21 protein-coding genes are annotated in these 25,263 nt (G+C 66.9%); 8 read left to right on the forward strand and 13 right to left on the reverse strand.

The features are described from left to right. Positions 1-37: 37 nt before the first annotated feature. From U858_RS0130175 to U858_RS0130225, 11 genes are all read right to left on the reverse strand, one after another. Positions 38-751: an ATPase gene (locus U858_RS0130175; protein WP_025140836.1), complete on the reverse strand. Its 714-nt coding sequence runs from the start codon at positions 749-751 to the stop codon at positions 38-40. A 9-nt stretch (positions 752-760) separates the two neighbouring features. Further along, positions 761-2,101, reverse strand: coding sequence for an ABC transporter permease (locus U858_RS0130180; RefSeq protein WP_025140837.1), 1,341 nt, complete (start codon positions 2,099-2,101; stop codon positions 761-763). A 7-nt stretch (positions 2,102-2,108) separates the two neighbouring features. Then, positions 2,109-3,266, reverse strand: coding sequence for a polysaccharide biosynthesis/export family protein (locus tag U858_RS0130185; RefSeq protein WP_025140838.1), 1,158 nt, complete (start codon positions 3,264-3,266; stop codon positions 2,109-2,111). A 48-nt stretch (positions 3,267-3,314) separates the two neighbouring features. Beyond that, positions 3,315-5,375, reverse strand: a complete 2,061-nt coding sequence (locus U858_RS0130190; protein WP_025140839.1) for a glycosyltransferase — start codon at positions 5,373-5,375, stop codon at positions 3,315-3,317. Beyond that, positions 5,372-7,852 carry a hypothetical protein gene (locus tag U858_RS0130195; protein WP_025140840.1) on the reverse strand — a complete coding sequence of 827 codons (2,481 nt, stop codon included), beginning with the start codon at positions 7,850-7,852 and terminating at the stop codon, positions 5,372-5,374. The genes U858_RS0130190 and U858_RS0130195 overlap by 4 nt, the downstream gene beginning before the upstream one ends. A 42-nt stretch (positions 7,853-7,894) precedes the next feature. After that, positions 7,895-9,154 (reverse strand): nucleotide sugar dehydrogenase, encoded by a 1,260-nt coding sequence (locus U858_RS0130200; protein WP_081821774.1) that lies wholly within the window; start codon positions 9,152-9,154, stop codon positions 7,895-7,897. Positions 9,155-9,809: 655 nt separating this feature from the next. Further along, on the reverse strand, positions 9,810-10,313 hold the full coding sequence (locus tag U858_RS0130205) for a Dps family protein (RefSeq protein ID WP_025140842.1): 504 nt from the start codon (positions 10,311-10,313) through the stop codon (positions 9,810-9,812). 126 nt (positions 10,314-10,439) lie between these two features. Beyond that, positions 10,440-11,390 carry a LysR substrate-binding domain-containing protein gene (locus tag U858_RS0130210; RefSeq protein WP_025140843.1) on the reverse strand — a complete coding sequence of 317 codons (951 nt, stop codon included), beginning with the start codon at positions 11,388-11,390 and terminating at the stop codon, positions 10,440-10,442. 80 nt (positions 11,391-11,470) lie between these two features. Further along, positions 11,471-13,561: an ATP-dependent DNA helicase RecG gene (recG, locus tag U858_RS0130215; RefSeq protein WP_042885791.1), complete on the reverse strand. Its 2,091-nt coding sequence runs from the start codon at positions 13,559-13,561 to the stop codon at positions 11,471-11,473. A gap of 39 nt (positions 13,562-13,600) precedes the next feature. Beyond that, the gene (locus U858_RS0130220) at positions 13,601-13,987 is read right to left on the reverse strand and encodes a Rid family detoxifying hydrolase (protein WP_025140845.1); all 387 of its coding nucleotides are present in this window, start codon (positions 13,985-13,987) and stop codon (positions 13,601-13,603) included. Between the two features lie 88 nt (positions 13,988-14,075). Further along, the gene (locus U858_RS0130225; protein WP_025140846.1) at positions 14,076-14,984 is read right to left on the reverse strand and encodes a LysR family transcriptional regulator; all 909 of its coding nucleotides are present in this window, start codon (positions 14,982-14,984) and stop codon (positions 14,076-14,078) included. Positions 14,985-15,107: 123 nt separating this feature from the next. Here U858_RS0130225 and U858_RS0130230 point away from each other — a divergent pair, with 123 nt between their 5' ends. Genes U858_RS0130230 through U858_RS0130240 form a run of 3 tightly spaced genes read left to right on the forward strand, consistent with a single transcriptional unit; the run spans position 15,108 to position 17,891 of the window. After that, positions 15,108-16,466 (forward strand): acyclic terpene utilization AtuA family protein, encoded by a 1,359-nt coding sequence (locus U858_RS0130230; protein WP_025140847.1) that lies wholly within the window; start codon positions 15,108-15,110, stop codon positions 16,464-16,466. After that, positions 16,463-16,882: a hypothetical protein gene (locus U858_RS0130235; RefSeq protein WP_025140848.1), complete on the forward strand. Its 420-nt coding sequence runs from the start codon at positions 16,463-16,465 to the stop codon at positions 16,880-16,882. Before U858_RS0130230 ends, U858_RS0130235 begins: the two co-directional genes overlap by 4 nt. Positions 16,883-16,928: 46 nt before the next feature. Next, positions 16,929-17,891 carry a tripartite tricarboxylate transporter substrate binding protein gene (locus U858_RS0130240; RefSeq protein ID WP_025140849.1) on the forward strand — a complete coding sequence of 321 codons (963 nt, stop codon included), beginning with the start codon at positions 16,929-16,931 and terminating at the stop codon, positions 17,889-17,891. 5 nt (positions 17,892-17,896) lie between these two features. Here the strand turns inward: U858_RS0130240 and U858_RS0130245 are convergent, their stop codons facing one another. Then, positions 17,897-18,781, reverse strand: coding sequence for a LysR substrate-binding domain-containing protein (locus U858_RS0130245; protein ID WP_025140850.1), 885 nt, complete (start codon positions 18,779-18,781; stop codon positions 17,897-17,899). A 140-nt stretch (positions 18,782-18,921) separates the two neighbouring features. Between U858_RS0130245 and U858_RS0130250 the strand changes: the two genes are divergently transcribed. Both U858_RS0130250 and U858_RS0130255 read left to right on the forward strand, forming a co-directional pair. Beyond that, positions 18,922-19,317, forward strand: coding sequence for a RidA family protein (locus U858_RS0130250; RefSeq protein ID WP_025140851.1), 396 nt, complete (start codon positions 18,922-18,924; stop codon positions 19,315-19,317). 1 nt (position 19,318) lies between these two features. After that, positions 19,319-20,431 carry an NADH:flavin oxidoreductase gene (locus U858_RS0130255; protein ID WP_025140852.1) on the forward strand — a complete coding sequence of 371 codons (1,113 nt, stop codon included), beginning with the start codon at positions 19,319-19,321 and terminating at the stop codon, positions 20,429-20,431. An 87-nt stretch (positions 20,432-20,518) separates the two neighbouring features. Here U858_RS0130255 and U858_RS0130260 read toward each other — a convergent pair whose 3' ends face one another. After that, on the reverse strand, positions 20,519-21,295 hold the full coding sequence (locus U858_RS0130260; RefSeq protein ID WP_025140853.1) for a ferredoxin--NADP reductase: 777 nt from the start codon (positions 21,293-21,295) through the stop codon (positions 20,519-20,521). Positions 21,296-21,560: 265 nt separating this feature from the next. Between U858_RS0130260 and U858_RS0130265 the strand changes: the two genes are divergently transcribed. From U858_RS0130265 to U858_RS0130275, 3 genes are all read left to right on the forward strand, one after another. Continuing rightward, positions 21,561-22,604 carry a Fe(3+) ABC transporter substrate-binding protein gene (locus tag U858_RS0130265; RefSeq protein ID WP_025140854.1) on the forward strand — a complete coding sequence of 348 codons (1,044 nt, stop codon included), beginning with the start codon at positions 21,561-21,563 and terminating at the stop codon, positions 22,602-22,604. 165 nt (positions 22,605-22,769) lie between these two features. Next, positions 22,770-24,440 carry an iron ABC transporter permease gene (locus U858_RS0130270; protein WP_025140855.1) on the forward strand — a complete coding sequence of 557 codons (1,671 nt, stop codon included), beginning with the start codon at positions 22,770-22,772 and terminating at the stop codon, positions 24,438-24,440. Positions 24,441-24,445: 5 nt separating this feature from the next. Continuing rightward, complete coding sequence (locus U858_RS0130275; protein ID WP_025140856.1) at positions 24,446-25,222, forward strand: ABC transporter ATP-binding protein; 777 nt, start codon at positions 24,446-24,448, stop codon at positions 25,220-25,222. The last annotated feature ends 41 nt before the right edge of the window (positions 25,223-25,263 follow it).

Below are 25,263 nucleotides of genomic sequence, written 5' to 3' on the forward strand. Positions count from 1 at the left end.
CCGTTCGCGCTGCCGGCGTTCGATCTCGGACCCGCTCTCAGAACCCGAGCTGTCCCTCATCGAAGCCGCCGAGGACGTCGTCGCCTGTTCCTGAATCGCTTCTTGATCGTCGCGGAGGGAACTTCTGGATGCACTGGTCGAGGTCGTCTTCGATGCGGAGTGCGCTTCGTTCATAAATCAGGCCCTTGAGGCAATAGTCCGCCAACTGATTCTGGCGGTAACTGGAAAGAATGAGCGTCCTGCCGATCAGCCGTTCTTCGAACAGCGCCAGCCAGAGACGGGTGAAGCGGCAGGGCTCGAAGGGAATGGCCCCCTCGATCACGTAGACGTCGAACGCCGGCGCCAAGGCCAGCGCGAACGAAAACTCCTGCCGCGCAAACAGCGGCCAATGTTCCATCGGCCGGGAAAGGACCTTCGGCTCGCTGATCAGGTCCGCCACCAGTTCGTAGGTGGCGTCGGCATCGAGCTCGTACATCTGGCTGACCAGTTCGATCATGCTGACGCCGCTGGCCTTGCCGCGGATGAAGCCCTGCCGCCCGATCGCCCAGGACACGTTGCCGTCGTGATGGACAAAGCCCTGGCGCGGCGGCCGCAGGCCGCACAGCAGATCGATGATCTGCCGATGCAGCTCCGGCGCGGGCGACAGCAAGGCATAGCGGCCGACGGGAATGTCCAGATGCGCCTGGGCCAGCAGCGCCTGCCGGCTGCCGAAGGCCTTGGGATCGTCCGTCACGCCATTGAGATGAATCATCGTCGTTCCTCACATGGGCTGGATGTTCGGGCGGGCCAGCCGTTCCGCTGCCAGCGCGACCACCATCAGGAACACCAGGCTGGTCAGGAAGTAACCCAGGCTGGCATCCGTCGACGTATAGGCGTCGAAGTAGGCCGAGCGCAGCAACTGCATGCCATGCGCGAACGGCAGCCACAGCATCCAGGGCCGCAGGTTCTCGGGCAGCTGTTCCGACACGAAGAACACGCCCGAGAAAATCTGCAGGAAACGCTCGATCACCGGCGCCAGCCGCAGGAAGAAGTGCCAGTACGTCGCGATCGCGCCGAACAACAGGCCCATCGCCGCCGCGCAGCACGCCATCAGCACCACGAACAGCAGGAAGCCCGGCCAGCTCTTGGGCAGCGTGATGAGGTCCAGCGCATGGCCGGCGGTGATCAGCACGACGAACACCACCATGTATACCGACACATACAGCAGCGCCTGCACCAGCGCGCACATCAAGGGCGAAACGCCCTGGAAGTTCAAGAGGCCGCGCGCCGAGACATAGGCCGTGCTGCTGCGAAAGATGATCTGCCGAAACATGATCCAGGTCGTCGCGCCCAGCAGCGAGAACGTCTGCACGTCCATTCCCAGGATGTAGTGCGTGCCCATCAGGATGTACAGCGACGAAATCAACGTCAGCAGCACCACCGGCCCCACCAGCGCCCACAGCAACGCGATCCGGCTTTCGCCGTGCATCACGTTCAGCTGGTAGACGAACAGCGCCAGCAGCGTGCGCCCGCCCGGCCAGCCGCGGCCGATGATGCGCGGATGATGGCCGGCATGCAGTCCGCGCAGGCGGTCCTGCAGGATCGCCAGGTCGCCGGCCTCGCCCGCGGGCAGCTCCATTTCCAGCGCGATGTCGTGGCGCGAGGCATGACGCCGCGCATCGCGCGCCTCGTCCTGCTTGCGCCGCTGCTCGCGCCGCGCCTGGGCGTCGGCCAGGCGCTGGTCTTCGGCCACCAGCCGGGCGGGCATGTAGCCGGGCGCGAACACCTCGATGCCCGCGCGGATGTCCTGTTCCAGCAGCCGCACGATGATGCGCAGGCGCCGCCGGGAAAAGTCCGCCAGCGCCTCGTCGACCTTGCCGCGCTCGATCTCGGCGTCCAGCTCGGCCTGCACGGCCTCGTAGACCGCCCGCCGGGCGGCTACGGAATCATGCGGCTCGCCCTGCAGGCGCGCCAGCAAGGGCTTGAGCAGGACAGCCGGCTCAGCCTTGGCCTCGAACAGCTTGGCGGGGTCCAGGCGCCAGGCATCGACGCCTGAACCCACCGCGTAGCTGCTGTCTTTCTTGCGCGCGCGCCATCCTTTGATCCGATCCTCGTTACTCATCGACGCACTACTGGCTGACGCCGGTCGAAGAGCCGCCGGAATTCGAATCGATGGCCCGGGTGGCGCTGAAGCCGGCGCTCATGGTCACGCGGAACGCGGACAGCACCTTCTGCACCTGGGTGAACGGAGCATCGGAAATATAGATGGCCTGCCCTTCCCGCACCGTGAATTCGCGGGCCAGCGCCACCTGTTCCGGACGCGTCAGGTCAAACTGGTACACGACCGGCAGCAGGTCCGGCTTGCCCTCCGCACCTGCTTGCGCGGGCGTGAACAGGAACACCGAACGCGGGTCCGCCGTCTGGTCGTCCAGGCCCTTGGAATCGGCCAGCGCGTCCAGCACGCTGTAATTGCGCTTGCTGATGGCCACGCGGCCCTGGTTGCCCGCCGCGCCCAGCACCGTCAGGAATTCGCGCGATTCGTACGCGGTAATGACGTCGCCCGAACGCAGCAGGATGTCGTTGTTCTGGTTGCGGTAGATGTCCGACAGGCGCACCGAGGCCACCTGGTTGTCGCGCCGCAGGCTGACGACAAGCTGCTCGGGATTGGTCTGCACCGGCGCAGCCTGCGCCAGCGCGCTGCTCAGCCGCTGGGATGTCTGCGTGATGGGATACATGCCTGGCTTGGTCAGGTTGCCCTGCACCGTCACCATCTGCCCGCGCGCGTCGGCCGCACGCGTCACGCTGACGTCGGCGCCCGCCACCAGCCGGCTCAGGCGCGCCACGATGGCGTCATGCAACTGCCCCAGCGTCTTGCCGCCGGCCTGGAACTTGCCCAGGATGGGAAAGGACACATTGCCGTTGCGGTCCAGTTCCTGGTTGCCCAGGTCGCTCACGCCGGACGGGTCCGCCGCGAACACGCCCAGTCCGCCGCGTTCCCAGACCTTGACGTTGATGCCGTCGCCCGGCACCAGGCTGTCGAAACCGGCCTCGGTCAGGTCGCGGTAGCGCACGGGAAAATCGGACACGTCCGGCACCCGGCTCTCGCGCGCAAGTTCGCGCGAGGCGGGCATCACGATGACGTCCTTGGCGTCATGCGCGCCCGTCATCTCGGCCAGCATGGGCCCGGAACGCGGCAATTGGCAGCCGCTCAGTGTCAGGATGGTAATCAGCAGCAAGGCCGGCGCCGCAAAGCGGCGCGGGCCCGCGGCCGGGACGTTCATTTGCATAACTTCCTTTTTTTCAGAACGAGGGTCAGCCGGGCGGCCGATCAGGGATCAGGCCTGCATCAGACGCATCGGCGGCAGTTCCATGCACTCGTCGTTCTCCGACACCGCCATGACCGGCATGCACAGGCTCAGGAACTTGGCCAGCATGGCCTCCAGCGAAAACAGGGTCTGCGCCCGGTGGCGGCTTTGCGCTTTCAGGCTTTCATCGGCGCGCACGCGGTCCACGATGGATACGACCTTGTCGCAGGCTTCGTGCAGGTCCGGATGCTCGACGTCGCCCAGCAGGTAGCCCGTCTGGTCTTCCTCGAAACACTCCCCTGCCCCGCCGGCCGGCGTCGAGACGACGGGCACACCCAGCAATTGCGCTTCGATCAGCACGTTGGGCAGGCCCTCGTAGCGCGACAGCAGGACCTTGGCATCCATTTGCGAATACCAGTAGCCCACATGGTTCGACAGGCCGACCAGCAGCAGCCGGTCCATCACGCACAGCTCTTCGGCCAGTGCCACGATGTTGTCGTGCAGCCGGCCATCGCCGACGATGACAAAGCGCGCCTGCGGCCGCTGTTTCAGGTACAGCGCCGCCAGCTTGATCCACAGCTGCGGCCGCTTGTCCGGTTCCAGGCGGAACACGCCGCCGATGGTTTCCGTGGCGTCGGCCGTGCTGGCCTGGAAGGCCTGCCACTTTTCCTGGTCCGTCGTCGCGGCATCGGTGGCCAGGTCCGGCACGCCGTTGTACAGCACGTGAAAGCGCACGATGGGAATACCGAGCCATTCGGCGTAGGCTTCGGCGGCCTTGCGGCTGTTGCTGACGAAATGCACGCCGGGCACCTGGGCCAGGGCCTGGTACAGCTCGGGATACTCTTCGCGGAAGCGGTCCTTGCGGATGTTCGGCGGCAGGCCGCGGAACACCAGGTGGATGGTCGGCGCGCCGGCCAGCAGGGCCGCCAGCGCCCCGAACAGGCACGTGCCGTCCTGCCACAGGCTCACCACGTCGAAGGTGCTGGCGCGCAGCACCGGCGCCAGCCGCGTCACGCCATAGTGCACCGGTGGGGGCAATTGCTCGAGCAGGCGGGTCAGGCTGCCGTCCGGCACCGACTGGTGGGCCACCGAGATCGCGGGCAGCTTGTTGATTTCCGTGACCGGAATCTGCGCCTTGACCAGCACGGACAGGAAGAAATCCAGGCCCTGCTTCTTGGTCGAGCCGGCCGGCTCGGTGTGCTGCTTGACCAGCACTTCGACCTTTTCCGGCTTCATCGGCACGTCGACGGGACGCGGGTTGGGCGCGTCCGCCATGCGGGCCAGCTCGCCGGCCAGCCGCGTCAGTTGCCGCTCGGCGCCGCCGGGGCCCAAACTGCCCGTCACCAGGGCCACGGACACCGGCTTGTCGGCCGAGTATTCCGGAATCTGCCGGTTGCGAAAATGCAGGATGGCGTGCTTCATCGACACGATCCGGATGTCCTTGCCGGCCAGGGCGGCCTCGGGTTCCAGGCGCTGGTAGAAGGCGTAGTCGCCGGCCAGGCCGTTGGCCAGTTCCGCGGCCTTGCTGCCCGGCGCCAGGTGCTTGGCCACCGGCGAGATGACGTCAAAGGCGTCCGCCAGCAGGCCCCGCTTGCGCAGGCGCTTGGCAAACTCGACCCGGATGTTGCGGTCGGTATGCTGCAGGATCAGCCGGCGAAACAGTTCGTCCGACTGCTCGTACGCACGGATGTCGTTCAGCAGCTTGGCGCGGGCGAACAGCCGGGCCGGGCTTTCGGCGGACGCAGGCAGGTGCCGGTCCACCAGGGCCAGCGCGTCCTCGACGTGGCGCTCCTTGACCAGGCGGGTCGCGCGGTAGCGCACGATTTCCAGGTCATCGGGGCATTCGCGCAGCAGCGTGGCCCACTGTTCGGACATGCCTTCGTTCAGGCCGCCCGCCTCTTTCAACCGAAGCAGCAGGAAGCGGACCTTGGGATCGGCCATGTGGCCGCGCGCCAGCGCCTGGGCGGCGGCCAGGTTGTCCTGCGCGACCTGGACCCGACCCGATGCCGCGACGATCTCTTCCAGCCGGGCCTGCACCTGCTGCAATTCGGAATCGGCGTTCTCGCGCTCGGAGATCAGTGGCGGATTCATGCGGCCTTCCTGCGGTTGGCCTTGTCGATCCACACCTGGCAGCGCTGGATGTAGTGATCGTACTGGGCCGGGTTGTCGGAACGTTCCTGCAGGGCGCGCCAGTACGGCAGGGCCTGTTCGAAGCGGTGCAGGCGCATGGCGCCGACAGCGGCCAGACGCAGGCCGATGGGATCGTCGGCCACCAGCTGCAGAATCCGCTCGCCCAGCGCCAGGCGCTCGGTGGTGCTGGACGACTCCAGCCCGCGCGCTTCGGCGTACATAACGGCCAGGATGCGGCGCTTTTCGTGGTCGACTTCCGTCATGCCCGGCCAGGATTGCGCAACGCGCTCGAGCAGCGTCCAGGCGGCCTTGGGATCGCCGGCCGACAGGATTTCCCGGGCGCCGCGGATGGCGCGGGGGCCGAGCCTGCCCAGTTGGCGTTCGGCTTCTTCCTTGGCGCTCTGGTCGGCCGAGGCATGGGCCAGCACCATCTTGTAGGCGTCGATGGCCTCGCCGAACCAGCCGCCGTTGAACGCCACGCGGGCAAAGTGCAACTGCGTGCTGAACGGCGCGGACTCGTTGGCGGCCGCCTGTTCCAGATGGCGCATGGCGGTCTTCTTGTCGCCCAGCGCGTCGGCCGCGCGGCCCCGCATGGCGTGCAGTTCGGGAAAGTCGACCTGGGTATCGAGCGCGATGTCGGTCAGGTCGATCACTTCCTTGTGGTTGCCCGCCACCAGCGCGGCCCGCACGCCCAGGCGCATCGCGCGCTCGAAGGCGCGCTGCGCCCGCACGCCGGACAAGGCATCGGGATTGAGCAGGCGATGCGCGCAGATGCGCTCGGCGGCATCGCGCAGGCGGCCTTCTTCCAGCGCCTGTGCGCCCTCTTCGGCCCAGGCCGCGGACTGCGCGGCCAGCCACGCCGACATGTCTTCCTGCTGGGCGTCAGCCAGCTTGCACGACACGGCCAGCGCGGCGGCGGCCATGATGCAACCGCGCCACGTGGCTTCCTTGACCAGTTCCAGCGCCTCGACTTCCTTGAGCGTGGGCGATTCGAACGCCAGCGCGCGCAGACCCGTGCGGTCCCCGGCGATCAGGCGGTCGCGCCACAGCGTGGCGAAACTGCGGCCGTGCGCGGGAATGGCCTCGCGCACTTCATGGACCCAGCGCAAGGTGGCGTCCATGTCGCTGCCGGCCTGCAGCAGCGACAGCACGGTGTCGGCCGCTTCCGTGGCGGTCGCGTCTTGCGGCGAGGAAATGCGGAACAGCTGCTTCCAGTTGCCCAGGGCCTCGTCCACGAAACCCAGGTGGCCGGCGGAAATGGCCGCGATGCGCACGATTTCCGGGGTCTCGATTTCGTCGCCCAGCAGGCCGGCGGCCAGCGAGTGCGCCACGTCGTGGCGACCCATCTTGAAGTGGTTGCGCATCAGGATCTGCTCGGCCTTGCTGCCGGTGGCCAGCGTGCCGTCCGCGCTGCCCAGCAGCGCCAGCGAACCTTCGTAGTCGCCCAGTTCTTCCTGGATGCGTGCGAACAGCAGCGTGTGGTCGGGCAGGCCCGGGTGGCGGCGCAGCACGTCGCGCAGGCGGCGCGAGGCTTCGCGCAGGTCGCCCGAATCCCAGATCTTCTCGATGCGCTCGGCGCTTTCGTCGGCGCTCAGCTTGGGCACCGACGGCTGCGGCGTCGAGGCGCTCATGCGCGGACGCACGAAGGTCTTGTACCACTCGGTGTACAGGCGCTCGGCGAACAGCGGCGTGTAGTGCGTCAGGTCCAGCCCGCCGTCTTCCATGGCGTCGGCCTGGCCGATCTTGTTCATCAGCGGCGTCGGGTCATAGCACGGCACGCCGATGCGCTGCGCGCTGGCCGTCACCGCGGAGATCAGCTGCGCGCGCTGCTCGATCGGCACGTTGTCGGGCGTCATCGCATTGACGTGCGTGACGAACACGACCTTGTCGCGCCCCAGCAGGTCGACCAGCTCGTGCATCTGCTGCTCGATCTCTTCGTCCGTCTGCTCACGCTTGACGATGCGGGCCAGCAGCTCGCGGTTGTCCGGTGACAGGCTCTTGAAGACGGGGTCCCGGTCCAGCCATTCGCGCCGCTCGGCCAGCCGTTCTTCGGTGGCCTGGGACCAGAACGCGCGGGTCCGCGTGCGGTCGGCGAAGAATTCGCTGAAAAAGCGCACCAGGTAGTTGGACTGGATGGGGTGGGCGCCAATGGTCAACAGCTTGCGCGAGGACAGCTCGACCATGTACAGGTCGGCCGGCTTGTGCACGCCGCGGCGGGCCTGCTCGCCATTGGACGGACGGAAGATCAGGCGCTGCACGTCGGCGGGAATTTCGGTCTGGCCGAACATGAAGCGGGCTTGCTGCAGCGCCTCGGCGCTGGTGTGCACGAAACCGTAATTGCGCCCGAGCTGTTGCTTGATCGGGTAGCGTCCCACGGCATCGCGTAGCGGCGTGTGGATGCGGCAGGTGCCAATCGGAGCGATGGTAAAGGCGGTCATTCCGGGCCTCTCCTGTGTTGATGGGTTACGCAAAAGCTGGACTCAGAGCGTCCAGTACACGAGGCCGGGCGGAAGCCGGCGGCTGTCCAGCACAGATTTCAAGTCGCACACCATGCCGTCGGCCTTGACCAGTTGCGGCAGGTCTTCCCAGATGGTGTCCATGGTTTCGCGGTGCGGCACGGCCAGGATCAGCACGTCCATGTCGCGGAACTGGTCGCGATCGACCAGGCGGATGCCGTATTCATGCTGCATCTGCTCGGCATCGACCATCGGGTCGCAGGCCACCGGCGTGATGCCGTAGTTGCCCAGCGCCTGATACAGGTCGACGACCTTCGAATTGCGGATGTCCGGCACGTTTTCCTTGAACGTCATGCCCAGGATGCCGACCCGGGTCGAGGCGTTCAGGCGGCCATTGCGCGCCAGCGTCTGCACCACGCGCGAGGCCACGTGGCTGGCCATGCCGTCGTTGATACGGCGGCCCGACAGGATGACTTCGGGGTGGTAGCCCAGTTCCTGGGCCTTGGACGTCAGGTAGTACGGGTCCACGCCGATGCAGTGGCCACCGACCAGGCCGGGCGTGAACTTCAGGAAATTCCACTTGGTGCCGGCGGCGGCCAGCACTTCCGAGGTACGGATGCCGACCAGATCGCAGATCTTCGACATCTCGTTCATCAGCGCGATGTTGATGTCGCGCTGGGTGTTCTCGAGCACCTTGGCCGCTTCGGCCACCTTGATCGACGAGGCGCGATGCACGCCCGCGTCGATGATCTGCTCGTAGACGCCGGCAATGGTTTCCAGCGATTCCTCATCCTGGCCAGACACGATCTTGACGATCTTCTCCAGCGGATGCTCGCGGTCGCCCGGATTGATGCGTTCGGGGCTGTAACCCAGCTTGAAATCGACGCCGCAGCGCAAGCCCGAGACTTTTTCGAGTTCCGGTCCGCAGATTTCCTCGGTGGCGCCCGGGTGCACGGTGGATTCGAAGACCACGATGCAACCCGGGCGCAGCACGGGGCCGATCGAACGGCAGGCGCGCACCAGCAGGGAAAAATCGGGATTGTTCTTCTCGTCGACGGGCGTCGGCACGGCTACGACGAAAAAGTCGCAGCCTTCCAGCTCGGAGACCTGATCAGTGAACTGCATGGGGGAAGCCAGCAATGCATCGCGTTCGATTTCGCCTGTCCAGTCCTCTCCCTGCTTCAGGCTGGTGATCCGCCGCTTGTCCACATCAAAGCCGACGACATCAAAACGCCTGGAAAATGCCACGGCCACGGGCAGGCCGACATATCCAAGACCGCACACTGCGATTCTCTTTACCACGGGGGACCTCACTGTTTTCGTCGTGTCGAGTACATAAAAAGACCGACCCCCAGGAACCGATTAATCGATATGGAATCGAATGACTATTTCCTGCCTGGGGAGGACGCGTTGCTCAGAATTAATTACATCTCGATACCCCGTTATACGTATGGGGAACGAGCCAACGAATGGTAGGCCGGTCAGACAGCGAATTTCTTTCTAAAGGTTTTCATCGCTGTGGAAATAAATCGGAAATATTGCAATAAACCGGGGGAAATCCCTCAGACAATCGCTTTATCCGTACAAATTGAAATAGATTAGATCGTTTGTTTTGTTAGCAAATATATAAAGTCGTTTTCTTATCTTGATTTAATAAAACCGCAAGGAATGAATATGGAATCAGGGGTTATCTATAAATGCCCCGAGGGACCGCGCGGTATTGCAACTTCAAGTCACTGATCGCGTCGGAATTACCGAAAAATATCGTCCCAGGCGTGTATCAGGAAAAATCAAAACCTATTGACCATTTATCCCCGGCGCGGCAGGGTGAATGGCGCGCGCGAGGAATCATCACGGCGCGCATATGAAAAAGCCCCCGGCACCTTGCGGCGCCGGGGGCTTTTTTTCGTCGTGGGCGCCGGTCAGGGCGCCGTGGGGATCACTGCAGCAGGCTGCGCAGCATCCAGGCGTTCTTTTCGTGCACGTCCAGGCGCTGCGTGAGCAGGTCGGCGGTGGGCTGGTCGTTGGCGGCATCGGCCTTTTCGAACGCCGAACGGGCGGTCTTGGCGACCGACTCGTTGGCGCTGACCAGGAGGCGCACCATTTCCAGGGCTTCCGGCACGGACTCCGGTTCGGCGATGGACGACAGCTTGGAATATTCGCGGTACGTGCCCGGCGCGTAGTGACCCAGGGCGCGGATACGTTCAGCGATGCTGTCCAGGGCGTTCCACTCTTCGGTGTACTGCGTCATGAACATCAGGTGCAGCGTGTTGAACATGGGGCCCGTGACGTTCCAGTGGAAGTTGTGCGTCATCAGGTACAGCGTGTACGAATCGGCCAGCAGCTTGGACAATTCGCCGGCCACCGCGGCGCGGTCCTTGTCCGAGATACCGATGTTGATGCGCGGTGCGCTGGTGGAGGTCTTCTTGGAGGTCTTTGCCATTGCTAGCTCCCTGAGGGGTGGGTGGACAAAACTAGGATAACACCGCGAAACGGGCGATTTCGCGGCAAAAACGCATGCCAATCAACGACTTGGCGATCACTTGACCGAACGCAAACAACGCCCGGATCAATCCTGCACCGCCGCTGTTTCGTCGGACAGCATCCGCACGCCCGGCAGCTCGCATTCGTACACGGCCTGTGCCAGCGCCTCGATCGCCGCCAGGCGCGGAAAGCTGCGGCGCCAGGCCAGCACCACGCGGCGCTCGGGCACGTGGCCTTCGAACGGCAGGTAGCGCAGCAGGCTGTTCGACGGCGGCGGCTGCGGCACGGCGGTCACGGGCAGCACGGTCACGCCGATGCCGGCCGCCACCATGTGGCGGATGGTTTCGAGGGAGGAGCCTTCGAAGGTGCGCTGGATGCCGTCGCTGGCCGCCGAAAAGCGCGACAGCTCGGGGCACACTTCCAGGACCTGGTCGCGAAAGCAATGGCCGCTGCCCAGCAGCAGCATGGTCTGCTGCTTGAGGTCCTGCGCGTCGATGGAGGTGCGCTGCGCCAGTTCATGGTCTTGCGGCACGGCCACCACGAAGGGCTCGTCGTACAGCGGCTGCATCACCAGCCCGGCTTCCGGCAGCGGCAAGGCCATGATGGCGCAATCGATCTCGCCCTGGCGCAACAGCTCGACCAGGCGCACGGTGAAGTTTTCCTGCAGCAGCAGCGGCATCTGCGGCGTGCGGCCGATCTGCACCGGCACCAGGCGCGGCAGCAGGTAGGGCCCGATGGTGTGGATCACGCCCACCCGCAACGGCCCGGCCAGCGGGTCATGCCCCTGGCGCGCGATTTCCTTGATGCTGGCGCTTTCTTCCAGCACTTTCTGGGCCTGGGCCACGATGCGCTGGCCGATGGGCGTGACGCCCACTTCCGCGCCGCCGCGTTCGAACAGCGTCACGCCCAGTTCGTCCTCGAGCTTGCGGATCGCCACCGACAGCGTGGGCTGGCTGACGAAACAGGCCTCGGCCGCCCGGCCGAAATGCCGCTCGCGGGCCACCGCTACGATGTATTTGAGTTCGGTCAGAGTCATGGTGGACTACGCCCCCAGGGGTTGAGCGCCGGCCCGGCGGGCGGCGCTGGAAAATAGGAAGGTCATGGTGGCTGCGTGCGTCATGTGCGCAGGAAGTCTTCCCTGCCCCGCATCCAGCGGGCCAGGTGCGCCTCGACAGCAGCGGGGTGTTCGGCGCGCAGCCACACCGCGGCATCGCGCGCGTCTTCGGCAATGGCGGCGTCGGTTTCCAGGTCGGCAAAGCGCAACAGCGCCATGCCCGACTGGCGCGTGCCCAGGAATTCGCCGGGGCCGCGCTGTTCCAGGTCGCGGCGCGCGATTTCAAAGCCGTCGGACGTCTCGAACATCGCGCGCAGGCGTTCGCGCGCCACCTGCGACAGCGGCGTCTGGTAGAGCAGCACGCAGACCGATTCGGCCGTGCCGCGCCCCACCCGCCCGCGCAGCTGATGCAGCTGCGCCAGGCCGAAGCGTTCGGCGTGTTCGATGACCATCAGCGAGGCGTTGGGCACGTCGACCCCGACCTCGATCACGGTGGTGGCCACCAGCAGGTCGACCTCGCCTTCGCGAAAAGCCTGCATCACCGCCGCCTTTTCGGCCTGCGGCAGGCGGCCGTGCACCAGGCCGATGCGCAGGTCCGGCAGGTCGACCCGCATACCCTCGTAGGTATCCACGGCGGTCTGCAGTTCCAGGGCCTCGCTTTCCTCGACCAGCGGACAGACCCAATAGGCCTGCTGCCCGCCGCGCGCGGCCTGGGCGATGTGCGCGATGACTTCCTCGCGCCGCGCCTCGGACACCAGCTTGGTCAGCACCGGCGTGCGGCCCGGCGGCAGTTCATCGATGACCGACACGTCCAGGTCGGCGAAAAAGGTCATGGCCAGCGTGCGCGGAATGGGCGTGGCGCTCATGTTGAGCTGGTGCGGCACGATGCGGCCGCGCACGGTTTCGCCCTTGCGGGTCAGCGCCAGGCGCTGGCCCACGCCGAAGCGGTGCTGCTCATCGACGATGGACAGCCCCAGGCGGTGGAATTCGACATGGTCCTGGATCAGGGCCTGGGTGCCCACCACCAGCTGCACGCTGCCGTCGGCCGCGGCGGCCGCGGCCTCGCGGCGCGCCTTGGCGGTCAGGCTGCCGCTCAGCCAGGCCACGTTCACACCCAGCGGCTGCAGCCACGACACCAGCTTGCGGAAATGCTGTTCGGCCAGGATTTCGGTGGGCGCCATCAGCGCCACCTGCGCGCCCCCGGCAATGGCCTGGGCCGCCGCAATGGCCGCCACCACCGTCTTGCCGCTGCCGACGTCGCCCTGCAGCAGGCGGTGCATGGGGTAGGACTTGGCCAGGTCGGCGGAAATCTCGGCCACCACGCGCTGCTGCGCGCCGGTCAGCTTGAACGGCAGCGCCTGGTACAGCCGGTCGACCAGGCCGCCGGCCTCGTTGCGCACGGGCAGCGCCTCGGCCTCTTTGATGCGGCGTGCGGCGCGGGCCGCCGCCAGCGACAGCTGCTGGGCCAGCAATTCGTCGAACTTGATGCGGCGCCAGGCCGGATGCACGCGTTCGAGCAGCGCCGATTCGGACTCGCCCTGCGCCGGCGTGTGCAGGGCGCGGATCGCGGGCTCGAACGGCGGCAGGTCGTAACGCGCCAACGCCTCGGGCGGCAGCGTGTCGGACAGGTCGGCACGGTCCAGCGCCTGGGCGATGGCGCGCCGCAGCGTCAGTTGCGGCAGGCCTTCGGTGGTGGGATAGACGGGGGTCAGCGCCGTGGGCAGGGGCGCGTCGGCGTTGGTCATGCGCGGGTGCACCATCTGGCGCCCGAACAGGCCGCCGCGGACCTCGCCGCGCGCGCGCAGCCGCTTGCCCACGCTGACTTGCTTTTGCTGGCTGGGGTAGAAATTCAGCCAGCGCAATTGGAGTTCGCCGCTGTCGTCCACCAAGGTGGCGGTGAGCTGGCGCCGAGGCCGGTACAGGACCTCGGATTTGGTGATCTCGCCTTCGACCTGGCCGGGAAAGCCCGGCCGCAGGTCGCTGATCGGCACGATGCGGGTTTCGTCCTCGTAGCGCAGCGGCAGGTGCAGCACGAAGTCCTCGGGCAGCACCAGGCCCAGGTTACGCAGCTTGCGCTCCGTATCCGTCATGGCTTTACCGGCGCCTTTGGGTTCGGCGCCGGATCGCTTGGTTGCCACGGCCGCGGCCGGCATATGGGATGAAACCCCTGGCAAATCGCGCGTGGTCTGGCCTTACAGGACCAGGATCGCTTCGACCTCGAACTGCGCGCCCTTGGGCAGGCTGGCCACGCCGACGGTCGAGCGCGCCGGGAACGGCTGCGGAATCAGCTCGGCCATGATGGCGTTGGCGGCGGTGAACTTGCCCAGGTCGGTCAGGAACAGGGTCAGCTTGACCACGTCGTTCAGCGTGCCGCCTGCAGCGGCCACCACGGCTTCCATGTTGGCGAACGCCTGGCGCACCTGGGCGTCGAAGTTCTCGGAAACCAGGTCGCCCGTGCCGGGCTCCAGGCCAATCTGGCCGGACAGGTAAACCGTCTTGGTGCCGGTCGCGGCAACCGCTTGCGAGTAAGGGCCGACGGCGGCGGGCGCGGCGTCGGTGTGGATGATTTGCTTGCTCATGGGCGGAATCCTCGGGTGACGGATAGAAGCTACAACTATCGGATTTTAATCGGCAATAGGGTTTTGCGAAACCCCGGAACCTTCCATCTTACCCAACCTTCGGTGCGCCGCCGATGTCCGCGCGACGGGCCCACAGCAAGTCATAGAGCGCCTGCGCGGCCAGCGGCAGGCTGCGCCCCTGGCGCCATACCAGATAAAGCGGACGCAACAGCGCCTTGCCCGCCAGCGGCACGATAGAGAGATCGTCGCCGCCGAAATGGAACAGGGTCATCGCCGGCACCACCGCCACGCCCAGCCCGGCGCGCACCAGCCCCGTGACGGTGGCCAGGTGTTCCACCTCGAACACCGGCGGCGGCGCGTCCGCGCCGAAGGCGGCATCCAGGTGCTTGCGCACGCTGCTGCCGCGTGCCAGCTGGATCACCGGATATTTGGCAATATCGCGCAGCCGAACCCGCGCCGCCCCGGCCAGCGGGTGGTCGGCGCGGCATACCAGGAAGTAGCGGTCGGCGTGCAGGAATTCGCTGTCCAGGTCACTCATGTCCGGGCGCCGCGAGGCCACCGCGAAATCCACCTGGCCGTCGCGCACCATGTCCAGGCACGGGTCCAGCAAGGCATCGCGCAGGTCGACCGCGATGCCAGGATGCTGCGCCCGAAACTGCGCCAGCAACTGCGGCAGCCAGCCCGCCGCCAGCGACGGCAAGGCGGCCAGCGCCACGCGGCCGCGGCGCCGAGCCGCGTGGTCGCGCAAGTCTTCCATGACCAGATCCATGTCGGCCAGCAGGCGCCGGGCCGAGGCGTCCAGCACCCGCCCTTCGGCGGTCAGTTCCACGTTGCGGGTGTTGCGGTCGAACAGGCGCAGGCCGGCGCTGTCTTCCAGTTGCCGGATCAGGGCGCTGAAGGCCGGCTGGGTCAGGTGGCAGCGCTGGGCGGCGCGGGTGAAGTGCTTTTCGTCGGCCAGGGCCACGAACGCGCGCAATTGGCGGGCAGACAGATTCATGGCTTTTCTTTATGAATTGATCCGATATTTCTATTTTACTGATGATCGAGCGCTGCCTATAGTGGGGTCCGGTTTTCCCTGCGCGCCGAGCTTGCTGCCCGCCGCGCCTTGCCTGGACCCTTTATGCCTTCCACTCCCCTGCTCATCGGCTGCGCGTCGGGCTTTTCCGGCGACCGCAGCGACGGCGCCGCCGCCGTGGTGCGCACGCTGGCCGCCCGGGGCGGCGGCACGCTGATCTTCGAAACGCTGGCCGAGCGCACGCTGGCGCTGGCCCAACTGGCGCGCAACCAGGACCCGCAGCGCGGCTACGAGCCGCTGCTGGACGACCTGGTGGCCCCCGTGCTGGCCGACTGCCTGCGCCATGGCATCAACATCGTCAGCAACTTCGGCGCCGCCAACCCCGTCGCCGCGGCCCGCCGCATTGCCGAACTGGCTGCCCGCCAGGGCCTGCCCGCCCCGCGTATCGCCGTGATCCACGGCGACGCCCTGGAATCGCCCGCGCAGCGCGAGCTGCTGCGCCAGCGGCTGGGTGCGGCGCTGGACGGCGTCGACGTGGTCAGCGCCACCGCCTATCTGGGCGCCACCGAGATCGCCCAGGCCCTGGCCGCGGGCGCGCAGATTGTCGTGGCCGGCCGCGTGGCCGACCCGTCCTTGACGCTGGGCCCGGCGTTGGCGCACTTCGGTTGGGACCTGGCCGACTGGCCGCGCCTGGGCCGCGCCACCATGGCCGGCCACATGCTGGAATGCGGCCTGCAGGTCACCGGCGGCTACTTCTGCGTGCCGGGCCTGAAAGAAGTGCCCGACGTGCACGCGGCGGGCTTTCCCATCGCCGAGATCCAGGCCGACGGCGAATTCGTCATCGGCAAGGCGGATGCCACCGGCGGCGCGGTGGATGCGCGCACGGTCAAGGAACAGCTGCTGTACGAAGTGCATGACCCGGCCCGTTACCTGACACCCGACGTCGTGGCCGACCTGTCCCAGGCCCAGGTGCAGGACCTGGGCGGCAACCGCGTGGCCGTGCGCGGCATCACCGGCCATGCGCGGCCCGATGAATTGAAGGTCAACGTCTGCTATCACGGCGGCTGGCTGGCCGAGGCCGAGATTTCCTATGCCGGCGTGCAGGCCGAAGCGCGCGCCCGGCTGGCCGCCGACATCGTGCAAAAGCGCCTGGGATCGGCCCTGCGCCTGCGCGCCGACCTGATCGGCGCCATCAGCATCCTGGACGATGACGGCGGCGCGTTGCGCGGCGCGCAAGCCGACGGCCACGGCCGCGACGTGCGCCTGCGCATGGCCGGCGAACATGCCGACCGCGCGGTGGCCGAACGCGTGCTGCGCGAAGTGACCGCGCTGTACACCTGCGGCCCGGCCGGCGGCGGCGGCGTGCGCACCGCGCTGCGCCCGCGCCTGAACATGGTGTCCTGCACCCTCCCCCGCGACGCCGTGCACAGCGGCTGGCGCTTCCTGGAAGAGATCGCACAATGAACCCTGCCACCGCATCCGGGGCGGCCGCGCCCCACACCGAGTCCCGCGTGGCCGTGCCCTTGTACCGCCTGGGCCACAGCCGGTCCGGCGACAAGGGCGACATCTCGAACCTGAGCCTCATCGCCTGGGACCCCGAGGGCTACGCCGTGCTGGCCGAGCAGGTGACCGAGGCCCGCGTGGCCGCCTGGTTCGCCTACCGCCACCCGGTGCGCGTCTCCCGCTACCTCTTGCCCACCCTGCACGCGATGAACTTCGTGCTGGAAGGCGTGCTGGACGGCGGCGTCAACGACGCCCTGAACCTGGACGCCCACGGCAAGAGCCTGTCTTTCCGCTTGCTGGACATGACGGTCCTGGTCAGCCCCGCGCTGGCCGACCGGCTGCCCGACATCCCGGGCGACCGCCCCGCCCCCGCCTGACCCTTACGCCCCACCCCATAAAAAAACACACCCAGGAGACAACCCCATGCGCATTCCCCTCAAGAGCCGGCTGGCCCTGCTGCTGGCAGCCCTGCCGCTGACCGCCCTGGCCCAGAATTTTCCGGCCAAGCCCATCACCTTCATCGTGCCGTTTGCCGCCGGCAGCGCCACCGATCAGATCGGCCGCGCCATCGGCCAGGGCGTCACCGAGCAGACCGGCCAGGCGGTGATCATCGAGAACAAGCCCGGCGCCAGCGCCATGATCGGCGCGGCCACCGCGGCCCGCGCCGCGCCCGACGGCTACACCGTGCTGATCACCACCAACACCACGCACGCCGCCAACGAGCACCTGTACAAGACGCTGACCTATCACCCCGTCAAGGACTACGCCCCGATCTCGCTGTTGGGCAAGGGCGGCCAGATCATGGTGGTCAATCCCGGCTCGCCCGCCAAGACGGTGGGCGACTTCCTGGCGCAGGCGCGCCAGTCGCCGGGCAAGCTGAGTTTCGGCAGCGGCAGTTCCAGCAGCCGCATCGCGGGCGAACTGCTGCAACAGATGGCGGGCGTGCAACTGCTGCACGTGCCCTACAAGAGCAACCCGCTGGCCGTGACCGACCTGCTGGGCGGACAGATCGACATGATGATCACCGACACCGCCACCGGCCTGCCACAGGTCAAGTCGGGCAAGCTGCGCGCGCTGGGCGTCACGGGCCTGACGCGTTCGCCGCTGGCCCCCGACGTGCCCACCATCGCCGAATCCGGCGTGCCGGGCTACGAAATGGGCTACTGGTTCGCCGCCTACGCGCCGGCCGGCACGCCGCCCGACGTGGTCAAGCGCCTGAACGAACTGCTGGTCAAGGCCACCCAGAGCGCGCCGGCCAGGCAGTTCTATGCCCAGACCGGCACCGACCCGGCGTCGTCCACGCCGGACGAACTGGCGCAGTTCCAGCTGGCCGAATCGAAGAAGTGGGGCGACATCATCAAGAAGGCCGGCATCCAGCCGGAATAAGCGCGTCACGCCGCCGCCTGCGCCTTCAGCCATTCCAGCACGGCGCGCGCGCCTTGCGACAGCGCTCGCTCGGCGCTGACGGCGACGTGATACGTGTGCCCGTCGATGCTCGGCCCGAAAGGCTGATGGAGCTGGCCCGCCGCCAGTTCCTGGGCGACCAGCGCCTGGCTGACCAAGGCGATGCCTTCCCCCGCGACGGCCGCTTGAATGGCGTGCCCTTCATCCGAAAACCGCAATTCGCCCGCGGGCGCGGCCTCGGGCCGCCCGGCTTGGGCAAACCAGCGCCCCCAGGTGGGATTGTGCGGGTGCTGCCGCCGCCATTCGAAGTAGATCAGCGGCCAACGCGCCAGGTCTTCGATTGTGCGCACGCCCAGCCGCGGGTTGGCAACGGGAGCAAAGCGGTCTGTGAAGAGCGGTTCGACGGTCAGGCCGGGATACGGCCCCCGGCCGTAGCGGATGGCAATGTCGACGGCCGTCGAACGCAGGTCGACGATCTCGTCCGAGGCCTGGACTTGCAGGTCGATACCCGCCAGGTCGCGGCGAAACGCCCCCATCCTTGGCAAGAGCCATTTCGCCGTGAACGCGTTGGTCGCCGAGATGACCACCTGGGGCCGCTGCCGGGCTTCGGTCAGCCGTTCCAGCGCCGCCTGGAAGGCGTCGAAGCCATCGCGCAGCACGGGGTACAGGCGCGTGCCCGCCTCGGTAAGCGAGACGCGCCGGACCTGCCGGGTAAAGAGGGCCACGCCGACCTGGTCTTCAAGACCTCGAATCTGGTGGCTGACGGCCGTGGGCGTGACCGCGAGTTCTTCGGCGGCCGCCTTGAAGCTGCCCAGGCGGGCCGCGGCCTCGAAGGCGCGTAGCGCTGACAGGGGCAGGAATCGTCGATGCATGAGGCTGGGACCGGTGTTGATATGAGTGAAATTATCTCATCTGATGCTTGATAAATGAACCTTTGTCGGGCGGCTTCTGGCCCCTTATCTTCTCTCTACCCGCCATCGTCGGCGGACTTGATAAATGAGAGAAACTAATCATGATCGAACGCGTCATCACCCAGCCGGACCCTTACGAACCCTTCCTGCTGTCGCAAGGCATCAAGGCCAATGGCTGGCTGTTCATCTCGGGCCAGGCCGGCGCGGGCGAGAACGGCAAGATCGTCCAGGGCGGCTTCCTGGCACAGGGGCGGCAGGCCTTTGCGAACCTGCGCCGGGCGCTCGAAGCCGGCGGCGCCAGCCTGAAGGATGTGGTCAAGGTCACCATTTTCGTGACCGACATGGGCCATTTCGATGACGTCGTTACGCTGCGCCGGGAATTCTTCGCGGCGCCCTACCCGGCCGACACCATCGCCGAGATTCGCGCCCTTTACACACCCGATGCGATGATCGAAATCGAAGCGATCGCAGTCGTCCCCAACGCCGAGGGGCGTTGAGATGGCCACATCGACGCTTGACGACCCGGTTGCGATCGGTGCGCTGCGGCTGGCGAACCGCCTGGCCGTCGCACCGATGACGCGGGTCAGCGCCTTGGCCGACGGCCGGGCCACCGCGCAGATGGCGGATTACTACGGCGGTTTCGCTGCCGGCGGGTTCGGCCTGGTCATCACCGAGGGCATCTACACCGACCAGGCCTACGCCCAGGGCTATCTCTTGCAGCCCGGCCTGGCCGACGACGCGCAGCGCGACGCATGGCGCCCCGTCGTGGATCGCGTGCAGGCGAACGGCGGCCGCATCATTGCCCAACTCATGCATGCCGGCGCCATCTCGCAAGGCAATCCCCATCGACCGAACGCCAAAGGCCCGTCAGCGGTGCAGCCCAAAGGCATGCAGATGAGCTTCTATCGTGGGGAAGGCGCCTACCGGCTGCCTGAAGCGCTGTCGCTGGCGGAAGTGAACGATGCGGTGGCAGCCTTTGCCCGCGCGGCGGTCAGGGCAAAGGCAGCCGGCTTCGATGGCGTGGAACTGCACGGCGCGAACGGCTACCTGCTCGACCAGTTCCTGACGGACTACACCAACCAACGCACCGACGGCTACGGCGGCGGGCTGGCGCACCGCCTGCGCCTGGGCGTCGAGACGATCCAGGCCGTGCGCCGCGCTGTCGGCCCCGATTTCACGGTGGGTTATCGCGTGTCGCAAGGCAAGGTCAACGATTTCACCCACAAGTGGGCAGGCGGCGAGCCAGAGGCGGCGCTCATCTTCAAGACGCTGTCGGCCGCCAGCATCGACTACCTGCATACGACGGAATTCGAAGCCTGGCAGCCGGCCTTTGGCGCCGGCCCCAGCCTTGCCGCGCTGGCCCGGCAACACGGCACCGTGCCGGTGATCGCCAACGGCGCCTTGCACACCCCCAGCGAAGCCGTCGGAATGGTCGAACGCGGCGAGGCAGACCTGGTGTCGCTGGGCCGCGGGGCACTGACCCATGCTGACTGGCCGCAACGCCTTCGCAACGGCCTGGTCCTGCAAGCGTTCGATCGCGCCCTGCTCTCGCCCATTGCCGACCTGGCCAACGCGGAACGACTGCGGCGCGGCCCGCGCACCCCGGCGTGACGCCAGCGGCGTTGGCGGCGTCGCTCAAATGCAAAAGGCGCAGCCTGGGCTGCGCCTTTTCATTGCCGCGGCAAACGCCGCCGCCGCTTACTTTTCGACGAAAGCGCGTTCGACCACGTAGTCGCCCGGCTGGCCTACGCCCGGGGACACCACGAAACCGCGCTTGTCCAGCATGGCGCTGATGTCGGCCAGCATATGCGGGCTACCGCAGATCATGGCGCGATCGGTTTCGGGGTTGATCTGGGGAATGCCGATGTCGGCGCACAGCTTGCCGTTTTCCATCAACTCGGTAATGCGGCCCTGGTTGCGGAACGGCTCGCGCGTGACGGTCGGGTAGTAGACCAGCTTGTCGCGCACCACGTCGCCGAAGAACTCGTTGTTGGGCAGTTCTTTTTCGATGAAGTCGGCGTAGGCCAGCTCGCTGACCCAGCGCACCCCGTGCACCAGGATGACCTTGTCGAAGCGTTCGTAGACGTCGGGGTCTTTGATGATGCTCATGAAAGGCGCCAGGCCCGTGCCCGTGCCGAACAGGAACAGGTGCTTGCCCGGCTTGAGGTCATCGACCACCAGGGTGCCCACCGGCTTGCGGCTGACCAGGATGGTGTCGCCTTCCTTCAGATGCTGCAGGCGCGAGGTCAGCGGACCGTTCTGCACCTTGATGCTGAGGAATTCGAGGTTTTCTTCGTAGTTGGCGCTGGCGATGCTGTAGGCCCGCAGCAGGGGCTTGCCTTCGACTTCCAGGCCGATCATGACGAAGTGGCCGTTGTGGAACCGCAAGGCCGCGTCACGCGTGGTGGTAAAGGAAAACAGGGTGTCGTTCCAGTGGTGCACGCTAAGCACGCGCTCGGTGTTGAAAGCAGCCATGTCGTATCTAGAGACTATTAGGGTTGACCCTATTCTACAGGGTCCCGATGATAATTGCTCTCATTATTCCGTAATACCCTTATGCCGTATTGATGGGGATCAAGGGTCTGATATCAAGCCTTACGAACAGTTGAACGCCTTAAAACTTCCTGTTATTGTGCGGTTCTCATTTGATAATCATTTTCGTTAGCAGACCGTTTTGAGCAGCGGACTAGCCCGGCCACCCCAGGCTTTGACCGCTGCAGACCTTGCCGGAGTTCCTTTCATGTCTATGCGTCCCCAATTGAAAACGCTGCTGCGCACCCTGGCCCTGGCCGGCGCCGCCGCGTTTGCCGTCCCGGCCCACGCCGCCGAGGAAGTCAGCCTGTACACCACGCGTGAACCCAAGCTGATCCAACCGCTGCTGGACGCCTTCACCAAGGAAAGCGGCATCAAGGTCAATACCGTCTTCGTGAAAGACGGCCTGCTCGAGCGCGTGAAGGCCGAAGGCGCCAAGTCGCCCGCCGACGTGCTGATGACCGTGGACATCGGCAACCTGCTCGACCTGGTGGACGGCGGCGTGACCCAATCGGTCAAGTCGCAGACGCTGGAATCGGTCATTCCCGCCAACCTGCGCGGCGCCGACGGCAAGTGGTTCGCCCTGTCGCTGCGCGACCGCGTGCTGTATGTCGAAAAAGACCTGAAGCTGGAAAGCTTCCGCTACGAAGACCTGGCCGATCCCAAATGGAAGGGCAAGGTCTGCATCCGTTCGGGCCAGCACCCCTACAACACTGCCATGGTCGCTTCGATGATCGCCCATGACGGCGCCGAAGCCACCGAAAAATGGCTGCGCGGCGTGAAAGCCAACCTGGCCCGCAAGGCCGCTGGCGGCGACCGCGACGTGGCCCGCGATATCCTGGGCGGCATCTGCGACATCGGCCTGGCCAACGCCTACTACGTCGGTCACATGAAGAACGCCGAAGCCGGCACCGACGCCCGCAAGTGGGGCGACGCCATCAAGGTGATCCGCCCGACCTTCGCCAACAGCAAGAGCGGCGGCACCCACGTGAACGTCAGCGGCGCCGCCGTGGCGGTCAACGCGCCCAACAAGGCCAATGCGGTCAAGCTGCTGGACTTCCTGGTGTCCGAACCCGCCCAGGCGCTGTACGCCCAGGCCAACTACGAATACCCGGTGCGCAAGGGCGTCAAGCTCGACCCCGTGGTCGCCAGCTTCGGCGAACTGAAGGTCGATCCCCTGCCCCTGACCGAGATCGCCAAGTACCGCAAGCAAGCCAGCGAACTGGTGGACAAGGTCGGTTTCGACAATTAAAACACGGCATGGCGGCGCCTCGGCGCCACCTTTCTGCCTTCAGGCCTGCCCTCGCCCAACCCCGGCTTCGCGCCGGATTGGGCGGCGGCAGGCCTTGACGCTACAGGCGCCGCCCCGCGCGGCGCCCGATCCGCAGCATTCTTGAAGCAGCACCCTTTCTGAAGCATGCATACCGATTCCCTGCCCCGGCCGCTGCGGTTGCGCTGGGCTGAACGCGGCGCCGGCTGGTTGGCCGGCGCGGTCCTGATCGCCCTGGCCGTGCTGGCGCCCGTGCTGACGCTGGTGTGGTGGGCGCTGGGCGGCGACCTGTCGCACTGGCAGCACCTGGCCAACTATGTGCTGCCCCAGGCCCTGGCCAACACCGCCATGCTGCTGGCCGGCGTGGGCGTGCTGGTGACCCTGCTGGGCACCGGCTCCGCCTGGCTGGTGACCGCCTACGAATTCCCGACGCGGCGCGCGCTGACCTGGGCGCTGTTGCTGCCGCTGGCGGTGCCGACCTACATCATCGCCTTCGCCTACCTGGACCTGCTGCACCCGATCGGCCCGATCCAGACCGCCATCCGCGCCCTGCTGGGCTACGACAGCCCGCGCCAGTTCCGGCTGCCGGACCTGCGCTCGATCTACGGCGCGATCTTCGTGCTGGGCTTCGTGCTGTATCCCTACGTGTATCTCAGCACCCGCGTCATGTTCATGACGCAGGCGGCCAGCCTGCTGGAAGCGGCCCGTACGCTCGGCGCCGGCCGCTACGGCGTGTTCTTCCGGGTGGCGCTGCCGCTGGCGCGGCCGGCCATCGTGGTGGGCGTCAGCCTGGCGCTGCTGGAAACGCTGAACGACATCGGCGCCTCGGAATTCCTGGGCGTGCAGACCCTGACTGTGTCGGTCTACACCACCTGGGTCACGCGGTCCGACCTGGCGGGCGCCGCGCAGATCGCGCTGACCATGCTGGCCATCGTGATCGGCCTGATCCTGCTGGAACGCCATGGCCGCAAACGCCAGCGCTACGCCAATACCCAGCGCATGCGGCCCATGCAGCCGCGCCGGCTGCGCGGACCGGCCGCGGCCCTGGCCGCCGTGCTGGGGTGGATTCCGGTGCTGATCGGCTTTGTCGCGCCGGCCCTGTACCTGGTGGTGGAAACCTACAAGCGCCTGCACCTGGTGGGCGGCGTCTCGAAGCAATTGCTCAACGGCTTGAGCAACACCCTCATCGTGGCCTTCAGCGCCACGATCGTCACGCTGGTCTGCGGCCTGGTCGTGGCCTGGGCCGGCCGCACGCTGCGCGAAAGCGCCGGCTTCAACCCGGGCCGCGCCTGCGCCCGCATTGCCAGCCTGGGCTACGCGGTGCCCGGCACCGTGCTGGCCATCGGCCTGCTCACGCCCTTCGTCTGGATCGACACCGCGGTGGCCAAGGTGTTCGGCGGCACGGGCCTGTTCCTGATGGGGTCGATGGCCGCGCTGGTATGCGCCTACGCCATCCGCTTCCTGGCCATTTCCACCGGCGCGCTGGAAGCGGGCCTGGCCCGCGTGCCGCCGTCGCTGGAACAGGCCTCGCGGCTGCTGGGCGAGACCTCGGCCGGCACGCTGCGCCGCGTTCACCTGCCGCTGCTGCGCCCGGCCTTGGCCGCCAGCGCGCTGCTGGTGTTCGTGGACGCCATGAAAGAACTGCCGGCCACGTTGCTCTTGCGGCCGATGAATTTCGACACGCTCGCCACCTGGCTCTATGCCGAAGCGGCCCGCGGCACTTACGAAGAAGGCGCCGTCGCGGCGCTGGCCATCGTGCTGGCCGGGCTGTTGCCCGTGATCCTGCTGGCGCGCACCAATCTGAAAATGGGACATTGACCACCGTGCCCGATCTGCTTGAACTCGACCATCTCTCGCTGGCCTACGACACCCCCAAGGGCCTGCGCCCCGTGGTGCAGGACCTGACCCTGGGCCTGCCCGCCGGCCACATCGGCTGCCTGCTCGGGGAATCCGGCTGCGGCAAGACCACGGTGCTGCGCGCCATCGCCGGCTTCGAGCCGGTGCGCGCCGGCCGCATCCTGCTGGACGGCACCGTCATCTCGTCGCCCACCGAACAGGTCGCCCCGGAAAAGCGCCGCGTCGGCATGATGTTCCAGGACTACGCGCTGTTTCCGCATCTGTCGGTGGCCGAGAACGTGGCCTTCGGCCTGCGCCGCCTGGAACGCACCGAACGCACCCGCCGGGTCGAGGAAATGCTGACGCTGGTCGGCCTGGCGCACGCGGCCAACAGCTATCCACACGAGATCTCCGGCGGCCAACAGCAGCGCGTCGCGCTGGCGCGAGCCCTGGCGCCCTCGCCCGACCTGCTGCTGCTGGACGAACCGTTTTCCAATCTGGACGTGGACACGCGCGAACGCCTGGCGTTCGAAGTGCGCGACATCCTGAAGACCACGGGCCACACGGCCATTCTGGTGACACACAACCAGGCCGAGGCCTTCGCCATCGCCGACCGCATCGGCGTGATGGCGTCCGGGCGCATCGCGCAGTGGGATACGCCCTACAACCTGCACCACCACCCGGCCGACGACTTCGTGCGCGATTTCATCCGCCGCGAAACGCTGGCCGAACAGCGCGAACAGGTGTTCGCGCGGGGCCGTTAGCGGCCGGATGGGCAGGTTCACGGCCGCCTGACCCATGCCCG

The organism is Achromobacter sp. DH1f, assembly GCF_000633435.1.
GTDB lineage: Bacteria > Pseudomonadota > Gammaproteobacteria > Burkholderiales > Burkholderiaceae_B > Achromobacter > Achromobacter deleyi.

Coding starts and splice junctions, on each gene's coding strand:
- U858_RS0130175 (WP_025140836.1), bottom strand. CDS start 751: ATGATTCATCTCAATGGCGTGACGGACGATCCCAAGGCCTTCGGCAGC.
- U858_RS0130180 (WP_025140837.1), bottom strand. CDS start 2,101: ATGAGTAACGAGGATCGGATCAAAGGATGGCGCGCGCGCAAGAAAGAC.
- U858_RS0130185 (WP_025140838.1), bottom strand. CDS start 3,266: ATGCAAATGAACGTCCCGGCCGCGGGCCCGCGCCGCTTTGCGGCGCCG.
- U858_RS0130190 (WP_025140839.1), bottom strand. CDS start 5,375: ATGAATCCGCCACTGATCTCCGAGCGCGAGAACGCCGATTCCGAATTG.
- U858_RS0130195 (WP_025140840.1), bottom strand. CDS start 7,852: ATGACCGCCTTTACCATCGCTCCGATTGGCACCTGCCGCATCCACACG.
- U858_RS0130205 (WP_025140842.1), bottom strand. CDS start 10,313: ATGGCAAAGACCTCCAAGAAGACCTCCACCAGCGCACCGCGCATCAAC.
- U858_RS0130210 (WP_025140843.1), bottom strand. CDS start 11,390: ATGACTCTGACCGAACTCAAATACATCGTAGCGGTGGCCCGCGAGCGG.
- recG (WP_042885791.1), bottom strand. CDS start 13,561: ATGCCGGCCGCGGCCGTGGCAACCAAGCGATCCGGCGCCGAACCCAAA.
- U858_RS0130220 (WP_025140845.1), bottom strand. CDS start 13,987: ATGAGCAAGCAAATCATCCACACCGACGCCGCGCCCGCCGCCGTCGGC.
- U858_RS0130225 (WP_025140846.1), bottom strand. CDS start 14,984: ATGAATCTGTCTGCCCGCCAATTGCGCGCGTTCGTGGCCCTGGCCGAC.
- U858_RS0130230 (WP_025140847.1), top strand. CDS start 15,108: ATGCCTTCCACTCCCCTGCTCATCGGCTGCGCGTCGGGCTTTTCCGGC.
- U858_RS0130235 (WP_025140848.1), top strand. CDS start 16,463: ATGAACCCTGCCACCGCATCCGGGGCGGCCGCGCCCCACACCGAGTCC.
- U858_RS0130240 (WP_025140849.1), top strand. CDS start 16,929: ATGCGCATTCCCCTCAAGAGCCGGCTGGCCCTGCTGCTGGCAGCCCTG.
- U858_RS0130245 (WP_025140850.1), bottom strand. CDS start 18,781: ATGCATCGACGATTCCTGCCCCTGTCAGCGCTACGCGCCTTCGAGGCC.
- U858_RS0130250 (WP_025140851.1), top strand. CDS start 18,922: ATGATCGAACGCGTCATCACCCAGCCGGACCCTTACGAACCCTTCCTG.
- U858_RS0130255 (WP_025140852.1), top strand. CDS start 19,319: ATGGCCACATCGACGCTTGACGACCCGGTTGCGATCGGTGCGCTGCGG.
- U858_RS0130260 (WP_025140853.1), bottom strand. CDS start 21,295: ATGGCTGCTTTCAACACCGAGCGCGTGCTTAGCGTGCACCACTGGAAC.
- U858_RS0130265 (WP_025140854.1), top strand. CDS start 21,561: ATGTCTATGCGTCCCCAATTGAAAACGCTGCTGCGCACCCTGGCCCTG.
- U858_RS0130270 (WP_025140855.1), top strand. CDS start 22,770: ATGCATACCGATTCCCTGCCCCGGCCGCTGCGGTTGCGCTGGGCTGAA.